The sequence below is a fragment of the Xenorhabdus littoralis genome (assembly GCF_033949345.1).
Classification (GTDB): domain Bacteria; phylum Pseudomonadota; class Gammaproteobacteria; order Enterobacterales; family Enterobacteriaceae; genus Xenorhabdus; species Xenorhabdus littoralis.
In genome coordinates this window covers 113,676-127,647 of the sequence record NZ_VCDP01000025.1, presented here as the reverse complement: position 1 = coordinate 127,647, position 13,972 = coordinate 113,676, and the positions used below count along the sequence as shown (strand labels likewise).

9 protein-coding genes are annotated in these 13,972 nt (G+C 44.4%); 5 read left to right on the top strand and 4 right to left on the bottom strand.

Annotated features, from left to right (window positions below; genetic code table 11):
- Positions 1–55 precede the first annotated feature (55 nt).
- A complete protein-coding gene (queA, locus tag FE394_RS07630) occupies positions 56–1,141 on the bottom strand; it encodes a tRNA preQ1(34) S-adenosylmethionine ribosyltransferase-isomerase QueA (RefSeq protein ID WP_319925797.1) in 1,086 nt (361 codons plus the stop codon).
- A 261-nt stretch (positions 1,142–1,402) separates the two neighbouring features.
- Between queA and FE394_RS07625 the strand changes: the two genes are divergently transcribed.
- From FE394_RS07625 to ggt, 3 genes are all read left to right on the top strand, one after another.
- Positions 1,403–2,026: an acyl carrier protein phosphodiesterase gene (locus FE394_RS07625; protein WP_319925796.1), complete on the top strand. Its 624-nt coding sequence runs from the start codon at positions 1,403–1,405 to the stop codon at positions 2,024–2,026.
- A 156-nt stretch (positions 2,027–2,182) separates the two neighbouring features.
- Positions 2,183–2,785: a peroxiredoxin C gene (locus FE394_RS07620; RefSeq protein ID WP_038238524.1), complete on the top strand. Its 603-nt coding sequence runs from the start codon at positions 2,183–2,185 to the stop codon at positions 2,783–2,785.
- A 297-nt stretch (positions 2,786–3,082) separates the two neighbouring features.
- A complete protein-coding gene (gene ggt / locus FE394_RS07615; RefSeq protein ID WP_319925891.1) occupies positions 3,083–4,843 on the top strand; it encodes a gamma-glutamyltransferase in 1,761 nt (586 codons plus the stop codon).
- A 163-nt stretch (positions 4,844–5,006) separates the two neighbouring features.
- Here the strand turns inward: ggt and brnQ are convergent, their stop codons facing one another.
- The 3 genes from brnQ to phoB form a co-directional block, all read right to left on the bottom strand.
- Entirely contained in the window at positions 5,007–6,359 is a 1,353-nt protein-coding gene (gene brnQ, locus FE394_RS07610) for a branched-chain amino acid transport system II carrier protein (protein ID WP_319925795.1), read from the bottom strand.
- A gap of 382 nt (positions 6,360–6,741) precedes the next feature.
- A complete protein-coding gene (gene phoR / locus FE394_RS07605) occupies positions 6,742–8,052 on the bottom strand; it encodes a phosphate regulon sensor histidine kinase PhoR (RefSeq protein WP_319925794.1) in 1,311 nt (436 codons plus the stop codon).
- A 40-nt stretch (positions 8,053–8,092) separates the two neighbouring features.
- Positions 8,093–8,782 carry a phosphate regulon transcriptional regulator PhoB gene (gene phoB / locus FE394_RS07600; RefSeq protein ID WP_319925793.1) on the bottom strand — a complete coding sequence of 230 codons (690 nt, stop codon included), beginning with the start codon at positions 8,780–8,782 and terminating at the stop codon, positions 8,093–8,095.
- A 273-nt stretch (positions 8,783–9,055) separates the two neighbouring features.
- Between phoB and sbcD the strand changes: the two genes are divergently transcribed.
- Entirely contained in the window at positions 9,056–10,273 is a 1,218-nt protein-coding gene (gene sbcD, locus FE394_RS07595; protein ID WP_319925890.1) for an exonuclease subunit SbcD, read from the top strand.
- A gap of 17 nt (positions 10,274–10,290) precedes the next feature.
- On the top strand, positions 10,291–13,971 hold the full coding sequence (locus tag FE394_RS07590) for an SbcC/MukB-like Walker B domain-containing protein (RefSeq protein ID WP_319925792.1): 3,681 nt from the start codon (positions 10,291–10,293) through the stop codon (positions 13,969–13,971).
- The last annotated feature ends 1 nt before the right edge of the window (position 13,972 follow it).

The window sequence follows — 13,972 nt, the reverse complement described above, 5'->3', positions numbered from 1 at the left end:
CAGCGAAGCTGAAATGACGATCTTTTTGAACTTAAAATATTTTATTGCAATATCTTTATTTCAACACGACTTCTTTTGATGCCTGCATATTGCAACTGATAAACATCGCATCGCCATAACTGAAAAAGCGATATTTTTCTGCTACCGCTTCTTTGTAAGCATTCATCGTATTTTTATAACCGGCAAATGCAGAAACCAGCATGATGAGCGTGGATTCTGGCAAATGGAAATTGGTAATCAGCGCATCTACAACCTGATATTTAAATCCTGGGTAGATAAAGATTTGGGTATCATCAAAAAATGGCGCGATAATCCCATCCTGACAAGCTTTTGCGGCACTTTCCAATGAACGAACTGACGTTGTTCCCACGGCGATGACTTTATTGCCACGCGCTTTACATGCCAACACGGCATCCACCACGTTTTGCGGCACTTCTGCGTATTCAGCATGCATCACATGATCTTCGATGGTTTCCACTCGAACAGGCTGGAAAGTACCGGCACCAACATGCAAAGTAACAAAAGCCATTTCGATGCCTTTTTCACGCAAAGCAGCCAGAAGAGGTTCATCAAAATGCAATCCGGCAGTCGGTGCAGCCACTGCTCCCGGACGTTCACTATAGACCGTCTGATATAATTCCCGATCCGCATCTTCATCAGGACGTGCGATATAAGGTGGCAACGGCATGTGACCAATTAGATCCAAAATGGTCAAGACGTCACGTTCATCATCAAAACGGATTTCAAATAAGGTATCGTGGCGCGCCAGCATGGTTGCCTTAATGCTCCGCTCCTCACCTAAAACATCTTCACCGAGAATCAGCCCGGCGCCTTCTTTCAGTGCCTTGGAGGCACGGACATGGGCAAGTACTCGCTTATTATCCAGCATCCTTTCGACTAAAACTTCCAATTTGCCTCCCGTCGCCTTGCGACCAAACAGGCGCGCAGGAATGACGCGAGTATTATTGAAAACCAACAGATCCCCGGTTTCCAATTTATTCAGCACATCAGTAAAAATACCGTGCGTCAGTTTCCCCGTTTCACCGTCAAGGGAAAGCAAGCGACAACCACTTCTCTGCGGCTGAGGATAGTGAGCAATCAGCTCTTCTGGCAGTTCAAAAGTAAAATCAGCGACACGCATTTTATCTGTATCATTCAAAAAAACAGGCGGACTAGTCTAGTGCTGCAAGCGCAAGGGTGCAACAAAGAAGCAACTAGTTTAACTATTTAGGGTATATTCTTTACTGCATATTTTTTACGACATACTTTTTACGGTGTCTTACGGTGCCGCACTTTACGGCATAGTCGTACTTTACGGCATAGTCGTACTTTACGGCATAGTCGTACTTTACGGTATAGTCGTACTTTACGGTATAGTCATACTTTACGGTATAGTCATACTATGAATTTTCTCGCACACCTTCATTTAGCTGCATTATCGGAAAGTTCCTTGCTGGGCAACCTGATGGCTGATTTTGTCCGAGGCTCTCCAGACGGATTATTCAGCCCCGACGTTGTAGCAGGTATCCGTATGCATCGCCGGGTAGACAGTCTAACGGACAGACACCCGCTCATCATTGAAGCTCGTCGCTTATTCCGCTGCGAGTATCGGCGCGTTGCCCCAATCACCCTCGATATTATCTGGGATCACTTTCTTTCCCTGCATTGGGACAAAATTGAGAAAAATTACTCTCTGCCCGAATTTGTCAACCTTGCCCGCAGTAATATAGAACCTCATCTCAGTTCAACTCCTGAAAAATTTCAAGAATTGAACAAATATCTCTGGTCGCAAAACTTGCTTATTCGTTATGCAGATATGTCGTGCATTGCCAATGTGTTACAAAGCATGGCACGCAGGCGACCAAAATTATCCGCGCTGGCAGGATCATATCAGGATATAGAAAAGCATTACTTTGATTTTGAAGCACTGTTTTGGCAATTCTATCCACAGATGATGACACTGGCGTTAAATAATCATCAGTTTGAACAGGAAATTTTTCCAGAACCTTGCACTTTTCCTAAATAGTTTTATCTTATGTAGGCCAAAGGAAATCAAAATCTGGCTATTGATAGATAAAACCTATTAAATCAATTGGTATTTTGTCCTTTATTGCTATACCCTAATTCCTTATGCTGTAACCCGTTTCTACATAACATATTTTTAAAATCACAGGAGTCAAATATGGTTTTAGTCACCCGCCAAGCCCCTGATTTTACAGCTGCTGCAGTTCTCGGTAACGGCGAAATCGTTGATAACTTCAACCTGAAAAAGCACCTGAACGGTCGTCCTGCCGTTATTTTCTTCTGGCCAATGGACTTCACTTTTGTTTGTCCTTCTGAGCTGATCGCTTTCGATCATCGCTATGAAGAATTCCAGAAGCGTGGCGTTGAAGTTGTCGGTATTTCTTTCGACTCTGAGTTCGTTCACAACGCATGGCGTAAAACCCCAATCAGCGAAGGCGGCATCGGCGAAGTCAAATATCCAATGGTTGCTGACATCAAACGTGACATCATGAAAGCTTACGGCATTGAGCACCCAGAAGCTGGCGTTGCTCTGCGTGGTTCTTTCCTGATCGACAAAAATGGTGTTGTTCGTCATCAAGTGGTTAACGACCTGCCACTGGGCCGTAACATTGATGAAATGGTACGTATGGTTGATGCCCTGCAATTCCACGAAGAGCACGGCGAAGTTTGTCCGGCACAATGGGCAAAAGGTCAAGAAGGTATGGGTGCTTCCCCAGAAGGCGTAGCAAAATACCTGACCAAAAATGCTGATAAACTGTAATATTTTTCAGCTTTAAATTGGTTCATCATGTTATGAATCATCCGAAACCAGCCATTGAGTGGCTGGTTTCTTTCTATCGATACCCTTCGTCTTTCAAGTTGTAGTCTTCTCTCTGAAATCCCTTATCTTATATTTTTCATCTATAAGATAGATCTATTCCTCCTCAGAAAATCATCTTTCCAAAATCCTGAGCTTTCGATAAGGTGAGTTACAATATTTTAACAAAAACACCACAAACAATTGAGTCTCTTTGTCATAAACTCACGCTTAGGAGAACAACACATGTTAAAAACATATATGTTTAAAGCATGGAAAATACCCTTTATCGCTATATCCCTACTCGTTTCCACCTCACTTTATGCTGCCACTGAACCTGCTGTTGAAGCCAAGCAAGGCATGGTTGTCAGCTCACAACGCCTTGCTTCACAAACAGGCATCGATATTCTCAAAATGGGAGGGAACGCCATTGATGCAGCAGTTGCTGTTGGTTATGCCCAAGCAGTAGTCAATCCCTGCTGCGGCAATATTGGTGGCGGGGGCTTTATGACCATCCATCTGGCTGATGGCAAGGATACCTTCATTAATTTCCGTGAAACTGCTCCCGCCACAGCCAGCGCTGATATGTATCTGGATAAAGATGGCAATGTCATAAAAGGTGCCAGTCTGTATGGCTATAAAGCGGTTGGTGTTCCGGGCACAGTTATGGGATTTGAAGAGGCATTGAAAAAGTATGGAACCTTGAGCCGCGAACAAGTTATGGCTCCTGCCATCAAACTGGCGCGCGAAGGCTATATTCTGACCCGTGGTGATACCGATATTCTGGACACCACGGTCAAGCGCTTTGCTCAAGATCCTGAAGCTGCCCGTATTTTCCTGCGTAAAGATGGTACGCCATTCGAACCCGGCGACAGACTCGTCCAAACCGATTTGGCCAACACACTGGAAATGATTGCCAAACAAGGGCCAGATGCTTTCTATCACGGCAAAATTCCCCAATTGGTTGAAGAAACATCAAAAAAATCAGGAGGAATTATCACCGCAGCAGATTTTGCCAATTTCTACATTACAGAAACTGCACCTGTCACCTGTAGTTATCGCGGCTACAAATTCATTTCTTCTCCACCTCCCAGCTCTGGTGGGGTTACGTTATGTGAAGTATTAAACATTGTTGAAGGTTATGACCTTAAATCCATGGGATTTAATTCTGCGGCTTATATCCATACACTGACAGAAGCAATGCGTCACGCCTATATGGATAGAAACACTTACCTAGGCGACCCTGCATTTGTTAATAACCCGCTTGATCGGTTATTAAGTAAAAGCTATGCGGAGTCCATAAGGAAAGAGATCCAACCCAATAAAGCCACGCCATCAACGAATGTTCAGCCTGGCATTGGCCCTCACGAAAAACCAGAGACTACGCATTATTCCGTGGTGGATAAAGCGGGTAATGCGGTATCTACGACTTATACCATCAATGGACGCTTTGGTGCTGTTGTCATTGCACCGGGAACAGGCTTTTTCCTGAACGATGAAATGGATGATTTCACGACTAAAGTCGGCGAGAAAAATCTATATGGGCTAGTACAAGGAGCAACCAATTCAATCGCACCGGGTAAGCGCCCACTATCATCAATGAGCCCGACACTCGTGACTAAAGATAACAAAATCTTTTTAGTCTTGGGATCTCCGGGAGGCTCGCGCATTATTTCCATTACACTACAGAGTGCCCTGAATATCATCGATTTCAACATGCCTCCACAAGAAGCCGTCAATAGTCCGCGCATGCACCATCAATGGCTGCCTGATGAGGTCTATTATGAACAACGAGGCCTGTCAAAAGACACCCTGAATTTACTGGAAAAAATGGGTTACAAGATGATTGAACAGACACCTTGGGGAGCAACGGAGTTAATCATGATTGGGTTGCCGGGTGCAGCCGGCGTCAGCCCAGCTAACTCAGGCAATGATTCAGCCGTGTCAGGTGTTGTGCGCGAGGGTTATATTTACGGCTCTAATGATGTCAGACGACCTGCTGGTGCTGCTATTGGTTATTGAGCCAGCCTGTCGATACCCAATAGATTTTACCCAAATAGATTTCACCAATTAGCGGCAAATGAATAAATAAAAGAGGGTGAGCTGTTTTAGCATGCTCACCCTCTTTACAAATCCCTTGCTGTAAATCAAGTCATGAAGTTCGTGGATCACCACTTACAGAGCATTAATTTTGTTCCTGCTTCTCTTCATGCTGCATTTCATACTTTGGGAGCTTTACGCCTCCTACGATACGGTCATAGATAGCGCACACAACGATAGCCAGCAAAGTCGGCAGTAACCATGCCAGACCTTGATCTGCCAAAGGCAGATGTTTCGCCCATTCTGGCAGTAAGTGAGTCAGGTATTCAGAAGATTTCACCGCATCTAAAATCCCAAACAGCAGACTAACCGCCATTGCCGGAGCCAAAATGCGCGTAAAGTTCTTCCACCAGCTTATTGTGAAGCTCAGTAAAATAAGTACGATACATGGCGGGTAAATCGCCGTCAGCACTGGAATTGAGAACTTAATCAAGTGGCTCAGACCCAGATTAGAAACCAGCATGGAGAAAGTGCCCAGAATAAATACCAGCTTACGATAAGACAACGGTAAATAACGGCTGAAGAATTCCGCGCAGGCACAAGTCAGACCAACAGCCGTAACCATGCAGGCAACAAAAATCAATACCGCAAGGAAGAAACTTCCGTAGCTGCCAAAGATATTCTGCACATAAGCATGCAGGATCTCCGCACCATTTTCTGCTGTAGGGACCAATGTACCACTGCTTTCTCCCAGCTTGAACAGGGAGAGATAAACCAGCGTCAGACCCAGGCCAGCAATCAGGCCCGCCCACATAGCATAGCGGGTCAGGAGAGTGGAAGTTTCAACACCTCTGGAACGGGCTGCATTGACAATCACAATACCGAACACCATTGCGGCCAGTGTATCCATGGTCAGATAACCATTCACAAAACCATTTGAGAATGGCGTTTCCTGATAGCGTTGAACAGCAGGAATAGGGCTACCAGCAGGCCACAGCAGCGCAGCGATACCCAGAATTGCCAGAGACAGAATTTTGATTGGAGCCAGTATATGCCCAATGGTATCCAGCAATTTTCCCGGATACAGTGAAATCAGGATCACCAATGAAAAATAAATAACACTATAGATGAATAGAGGAAGATCACCAGTTCCGGTGAGTGGTGCAATTCCCAGCTGAAAAGAAACCGTTGCTGTTCTGGGTGTTGCAAACAGCGGGCCAACAGCCATATAGCAGATAGTCGCCAGAATCAAACCTGCGGTTTTACCAATCGGAGAGCTAAGCGCTTCAATGCCACCGCCAACTTTTGCCAACGCAATCACAGTAATGACTGGCAGGCCAACAGCAGTTAGCAAGAAGCCAAGAGCTGCGGTCCAAACATGTTCTCCCGCTTGCAAGCCAACCATAGGCGGAAAAATGATATTTCCCGCACCAACGAACAAGGCAAAGGTCATAAAACCTAATGCCCAAATATCCTTAGATGATAAACGGTATGCCATAATGATTATTAATGTATGATTGCCAAAAGAATTGCATATGCGATAGCAAGTATCACAAATACTTGAATTTTCACTGGCGAGACTGAATTCTGATTTAACAGTCAGTGATCAATATAATATTCACTGATAATCGCAAGATACAGAATGATAGTGGTAATTACAGCTAGAATCGCCAACAACTGCCCCCAAGTAAAACTTTTATAGTGCCAAAAGGCAAGCGGCAATCCAAAAACCAGAACAATATTTCAAACTAATTTTTAAAATTAGTGGTTATGGTTATCTATCACTGAATACACCCTATATGATTTGTACTTTTTACATCCACATTGATTAATAAATAATTTTTTATCGGTATTGTTACCATTTAACTTCCTTAAACTTATCATTTTTTAATCAAATTATTTTTGTCGGACACAATCAGCCGGGATGCCAATAGGAAACTAAAAGTAGAACCTTTTCCTAATACGCTCGAAATATCGAGATGGGTATTATAGTGATGCAACGCATGTTTCACTATCGCAAGCCCTAATCCATTCCCTCCTGTTTGCCGCGAGCGGGCACGATCAACACGATAAAAACGTTCTGTCAGGCGTGGCAAATGCTCTATGCTAATTCCGCCGCCATTATCTTCCACTTTAAATAGCGCTCCCTGAGGGACACTGCGCCAACTAACCTCAATCCGTGTTTCTGCCGGAGTGTGATTAATCGCGTTATAAACAAGGTTCGACATGGCACTGCGCAATTGCTCTTCATTCCCGAAAACTCTCAATTTTTTATCAATATTAAATACAATGTCGTACTGGTTATGACCTAAAGCCACCGCTTCCTGCTGCAATAATTTTAATATCATTGGAACATCAACCACCTTATTCATATCCACTTGTGGCCCCACTTCAATTTTAGAAAGATGCAGCAGTTGCGTAACCAGACTATCCATTCGCCGGATTTGCTCTTGCATCGTACCGACCGCTTTCTGGTTGACCTTACTGTTCAGCTCCTGACCATCCATCATCTCCAGATAGCCTTGCAGTACAGTGAGTGGTGTCTTGAGTTCATGGCTGACATTGGCGAAAAAATCCCGGCGGGAATTTTCCAGCAATCGCTTTTGGGTAATATCACGAGCCACCATCAATAACTGCCTTTCTGAATAAGGCATGATCCGGAATTCCACCATATTGCCGTTGTTCAATTCGATGGTTAAAGGACGGGAAAAATCACTCGCGATGATATAGCGACTGAAATCGGGATAACGAAGTAAGTTGAAAATATGCTGCCCATTATCTTCCGGCCAGCGAAACCCCAGTAAATGCTGGGCCAGACGGTTGCACCAGAAAATATTGCCTTCCGTGGTCATCATCACGATGGCATCCGGCAGCGACTCTGCACCACTACGGAATCGCTTTATCAATAACGCAAGCTCACGACGTCGTTTGCGATTGCGCTGCTGCATTTGGTAAATACCATAAAAGATGGGTTCCCATCCACCTTGCCCCGCAGGGGGGAGCATACTGCGATCCAACCATAGCCAATCGGATAGTTTCAGCAAATTATAACCATGCCACACCAAAGCTAAAAATAGCGCAATAACCAGCAACCATGCTAAATAACCAACAAAAAGAGACAAAATGACCGCAGGAAAGCAGAAAAACACGAGTCCCAATACCAATTTTTTCCAAGATAAACGTTCAAGCACGCTATTTTCTCCGGCATGAAAACATTAGGAACGAGAACCATCAATGACGGGTAGAAAAGCGATATCCTGTACCACGAACAGTCTGCACCATTTTATCGTGCTCTCCGACTTCCAGAGCCTTGCGAAGACGCCTGATATGGACATCAACAGTACGATCTTCTACATAAACATTCGTTCCCCACACATAATTGAGTAACTGTTCGCGGCTATAGACCCGCTCCGGGTGTGTCATGAAAAAATGGAGGAGTTTGAATTCGGTTGGTCCCATTTCCACATCCTGCCCCTGACTGGAAACGCGATGAGATAATGGGTTCAGTATTAACCCTTCCATATCAATAATATCTTCCGCTTCCATAGGCGCAATACGACGCAGGACCGCTTTGACTCGTGCGATCAATTCATTGGGTGAAAAAGGCTTGGTGATATAATCATCCGCCCCGACATCAAGGCCACGCACCCGATCCTCTTCTTCTGCGCGAGCAGTCACCATAATGACAGGAATCGTCTTGGTATTATTATCGTGCTTCATTTGCTTAATAAGCTGAATTCCCGAACCACCGGGAATCATCCAGTCCAATAACACCAAATCAGGATAAGGCTCTGACAAACGCCTTATTGCTGTATCGTAATCTTCGGCTTCAACAGTCTGATAACCGTTTTGCTCCAGTACAAAACAAACCATTTCACGAATCGGCACTTCATCTTCAACTACCAAAATACGTTTAACCATGGTCAATCCTGTCAATATTATTGAAGTCAGAGAGATTTACTTTAGGTCATTATGAGTCAATTTTATGACAATTTTATGAAAACCCTTATCTCTCAATCAGCAAGCTGCAACCTGACTCGCAGAAAATGTATTACACCTTTGTCATATTTCATTTTGAATGCGAATCGTCTCGAAAATTCAATAATGGGAGCTGAATTACACAGGACATCCTTCACGCACCCATTATAATTAGCGCTTATAATGAGCGGACCACACCGGCAATGGCAGGAAAACATGCGAATCATTCATACATCCGACTGGCATCTTGGCCAGCACTTCTTTACCAAAAGCCGTGCCGCAGAGCATAAGCAATTTTTGCAGTGGCTTATTGCACAAATCATGCAGCATCAGGTTGATGCACTGATTATTGCCGGAGATATTTTTGATACAGGCGCTCCGCCCAGTTATGCCCGTGAGCTTTATAACCAATTCATCGTCGCCCTACAGCCTACAGGCTGCCAGCTTGTTATTCTTGGGGGTAACCATGATTCAGTTGCTACGCTCAATGAGTCAAAAGCCCTGCTCTCCTACCTGAATACAACAGTGATCGCCCATGCTGACACTGAAGAAATAGAGCAACAAATAAAAGTATTGAATAACCGGGACGGCAATGCGGGAGCAATTCTTTGCGCGATCCCTTACCTCCGTCCACGAGACATCATGACCAGTAAGGCGGGGCAATCAGGTATACAAAAACAGCACGCGCTACAGGATGCCATTACCGAATACTATCACCAGCTCCATCAACGAGCCTGCGCATTGCGAGAAAAAATGGGTCAGCCACTGCCGATTATTGCCACAGGGCACCTCACTACTGTGGGGGCTTCCACGACAGATTCCGTTCGAGATATTTACATTGGCACATTGGATGCTTTCCCCGCCCAAGCTTTCCCCCCGGCCGATTACATCGCACTGGGGCATATCCACCGACCACAAGTTATCGGTAAATCGGAGCATGTTCGTTACAGTGGCTCTCCTATTCCGCTGAGTTTTGATGAAGTGGGTCAGGAAAAAAGTGTCTGCTTAGTTGACTTCAGGGCTGACAAACTCGATTGCATCACGCTTTTGCCGATCCCTCGTTATCAGCCAATGCAGGTTATTCGTGGCGATTTGAAACAAATAGAAAAACAATTACAGGTTTTCAAGGATTATCAAGGAGAGCGTCCTGTCTGGTTGGATATTGAAGTGGCGACACAAGATTACCTACACGATATCCAAAAACGCATCCAAACCCTGAGTGAAGATCTGCCCGTTGAAATCATCCTGTTACGCCGCAGCAAAAGCGCCCGTCAATTGTCACTGGCTGAAAAAAATAAAGAAACCCTCACCGAATTGAGTGTAAATGAAGTCTTTGAGCGACGTTTGGCACTGGCTGAAATAGACGACACAACTCAGAAACAACGCCTGACCACCCTGTTTAAGCAAACGCTGGATGATATTTCTCAGCAATAACATGAAGAACCTATGCCATGAAAATTCTTAGCTTACGGCTGAAAAATATCAATTCTCTGAAAGGTGAATGGAAAATTGACTTTACGGCAGAACCTTTTGCCAGCAACGGGTTATTTGCCATCATTGGTTCAACTGGCGCAGGAAAAACGTCCTTGCTGGATGCCATTTGTCTCGCGCTGTATCATGAAACACCACGGCTCAAGACTATCTCCCTATCACAAAATGAGTTAATGACCCACCATACCGCTGAATGCCTTGCGGAAGTAGAGTTCGAAGTCAAAGGCGTCGTTTATCGGGCATTCTGGAGTCAGCGTCGCGCTCGTAACCAAGCCGATGGCAAGCTCCAACAGCCAAAAGGAGAGTTAGCGCTCAAAGAAGATGGAAAAATCTTAGCCGACAAGATCCCAGAGAAAAAAGAAAAAATCGCTGAAATAACAGGACTGGACTTTAGTCGCTTTACCAAATCCATGCTCTTGTCGCAGGGCGAGTTTGCTGCATTCCTGAATGCTCAGGATAAAGATCGGGCAGATCTACTGGAAGAGTTAACAGGCACAGAAATTTACGGCATTCTGTCCCAGGAAATTTATCAGCGCCATAAAGAGGCACAATCAGAGCTGAATATTCAACAGGCCAAAGCGTCTTCCATTGAATTACTCACACCAGAACAACAACAAGCGTACCAAAACCAGCAACAACAGCTTATTGCAGAAGAAACCCTGCTCAGCCAGCAAATTAAAGCATTACAAGTTGCCGAACAGTGGCTTTTCAGGCGCAATGAACTTCAGCAATCGCAGGTAAACAATACCTCTCTTTTGCAGCAATCTGCGCTTGCAATTCAAGAGGCACAACCTCAATTACAACAACTGGCAGCCAGTGAACCGGCAGAAAAAATCCGTCCATTGTGGGAAACACAAAATCGCAGCCTTCATGAAAAACAGCGACTCACTGAACAGCGCACAAAAATAGAACATGAACGCCAGCAGCAGATTGCACTACTGCGCCCAATCGAACAACAACTTACGCTATTGGAAAAAGCGCGGGGAGAGCACCAACAATATCAGAATCAGCAGGAAAAGCTCATCTTAGAGCAAATTATGCCGCTCGATCATAAAATTGATATTCAAACCAAAGATCTCCTGACACTTGAGAAAGACACCTCAGGGCAAAACCGCGAATATTCTGATCTTCATTCCCAATACCAAGCTGCGCAGAAACATACTGAGACGTTGCACAAAGAACAAAAAGAGCTGGAATCTTACTACGAGCAACATCCCTATTACCGAAATCTGGACAGTAAACTGCCTGAATGGAAGCAATTATTTACCCGTCAGAAAGAACGGCAAACAAAAATCAATCAACTTATACAAAATAGCCAGCAAATCACGACGGAAATCAGCCGCACAACCAATCATTTAAATACGTTAGATGCCGAACTCGCAACGCAAAGAAAACTGAGCCAAACACTGCACAATAACCTTGGCACCGCCGAAAGTCAGCTCGCTGCTTTACAGAAAAAACACCCATTGGAGCAGTTACAGAATCATTTATTAAATTATCAGAAAAAACTGGTTTCACAGAACCAGTTGGAGATTTTACTCCCACAGATCCAGCAGTTACAAGCCTCGATCAATGACGATCAAATTCAATGGGTACGATCACAGGAATTAGTGAAATCATTACCGGATCAGATAACAGGCCTTAATCAACAATTAGCAGAAAAGCAGCAACACTATGATGATCTCAACAATCGCATTCGTCTGGAGCAGCGGATCGCCAGTCTGGAAAAAGAACGGACACAATTAAAAGAGGGGGAATCCTGCCCTCTCTGCGGTTCAACTCACCACCCTCTAATCAGCGAATATCAAAACATCGCTCTGCCACAATCAGAAGAACGATTGAAGATCCTACGTCAACAGATCGAGCAACTACAAGAAAATCGCACAGCCCTACAGCAGAAACAACAGATTCAGCAGCAACATAGCGAACAGTTACAGCAAAAGATGACACAATTTAGCGCTAAACTGGCCGAATTGGTTAAACAATGGGCTTATCATTGCCAACAACTACAGGCCACAGAATTGCCGATGGATACAGAATTAGTCAGCCGTTTTATCAATCAACGGCAATCTGATTATCAACAGCACCTGACACAACAGGAAGCACTTTTACAGGCAGAAAAAGCCTGCCAAGCAGCAGAAAAATCACTGGCTGCTAACCGTGAACAACACAGTGCATGTGAAAAAAGTATTGAGCTGGAAAAATTCAAGCAGAGTGCAGCCCAGAAACAACTAGCAGAAAAAACAACAGAAATCCGACAGATAGAAAGCGAGTACGCAGAGACGGAACAACAATTAAATACCGGGTTAACCACGACACCTTTTGTCCTGCCCGCCTATCAAGAGGCAGAAAATTGGCTACAGCAACGTGAACAAGAATTAAAAAATTACCGTGAATCACGTGAAAGATGGCAGGAGCTACAGAAAGAACAGGCCGCCCTGCAAAGCAAGTTAAATGAACTGGAAAAGCAAAAAAATAAACTAGCCATCCATATTCATAGCTTGAATGGGCAACAGCAGCAACAAAAGCAGTTATTGGAAACAACATGTCAGGAACGCCGCAACTTATTTGGGGAGCAATCTGTTACTGATGTTCGTCAAGGCGTACAACAAAAAGCCAATGAGTTGGAAACCGCTTACAAGCAGGCCGTTATCCATCAGCAAGAACTGCAAAATAAAATGAATCAATTAACCGGCGCTGCCAGTGAAATTGAAAAAAGTTGTATCGCGGCCGAAGCAAACTACAAACTTGCTGCCAGCCACTTCCAAGCCGGATTGGAACAGCAAAATTTTTCTGATCAATCGTCTTTCGAACAAGCCTTATTAGAGCCTGAGCAACGGGAAAAATTACAACAATTACAAGAAAAACTCGGACAACAAAAATTGCAGGCTCAAACAAAATATCATGAATCAGAAGTGGCATTACAGCGACATACAGAAACGCAGCCACAACTACTTGAATCACATGATCCTCAGCAATTATCAGCCGTGTTAACTGACGTTACAGCTAAACTGAAACACAATAACCAGCAACAAGGCGAAGTCAGAACCATACTGAGCAGCGATACAAACCGCCGCCAACAACAACAAACATTACTGACACAAATTGCCCTTTCACAACAAAACTATGATGACTGGAGTTATCTCAATAATCTCATTGGGTCTGCTGATGGTGCTAAATTCCGCCGTTTTGCCCAAGGCTTAACACTGGATCATCTCGTACATCTGGCGAATATCCGGCTGGAAAAGTTACATGGTCGCTATTACTTGCAGCGTAAAGACAATGGCGGTCTGGAATTACAAGTTGTTGATACCTGGCAAGCGGATGCCATGCGCGATACCAGAACCCTTTCAGGCGGGGAAAGTTTTCTGGTCAGCCTTGCACTTGCACTTGCCTTATCGGATCTGGTGAGTAATAAGACACAGATAGAATCCCTGTTCCTTGATGAAGGCTTTGGTACGCTTGATCCAGAAACCCTTGAAATCGCCTTGGATGCACTGGATCACCTCAATGCATCAGGAAAAACTATCGGCATAATCAGTCATGTAGAAGCATTAAAAGAACGCATTCCTGTTCAAATCAAAGTAGAAAAGAATAATGGGTTGGGATTCAGTCAATTAGCACCAGAGTTTCGGATTTAAT

Bases quoted from the DNA above. Each gene is read 5' to 3' on its own strand.
- FE394_RS07590 (WP_319925792.1), top strand. From the start codon at position 10,291: ATGAAAATTCTTAGCTTACGGCTGAAAAATATCAATTCTCTGAAAGGT.
- sbcD (WP_319925890.1), top strand. From the start codon at position 9,056: ATGCGAATCATTCATACATCCGACTGGCATCTTGGCCAGCACTTCTTT.
- ggt (WP_319925891.1), top strand. From the start codon at position 3,083: ATGTTTAAAGCATGGAAAATACCCTTTATCGCTATATCCCTACTCGTT.
- brnQ (WP_319925795.1), bottom strand. From the start codon at position 6,359: ATGGCATACCGTTTATCATCTAAGGATATTTGGGCATTAGGTTTTATG.
- FE394_RS07625 (WP_319925796.1), top strand. From the start codon at position 1,403: ATGAATTTTCTCGCACACCTTCATTTAGCTGCATTATCGGAAAGTTCC.
- FE394_RS07620 (WP_038238524.1), top strand. From the start codon at position 2,183: ATGGTTTTAGTCACCCGCCAAGCCCCTGATTTTACAGCTGCTGCAGTT.
- phoB (WP_319925793.1), bottom strand. From the start codon at position 8,782: ATGGTTAAACGTATTTTGGTAGTTGAAGATGAAGTGCCGATTCGTGAA.
- queA (WP_319925797.1), bottom strand. From the start codon at position 1,141: ATGCGTGTCGCTGATTTTACTTTTGAACTGCCAGAAGAGCTGATTGCT.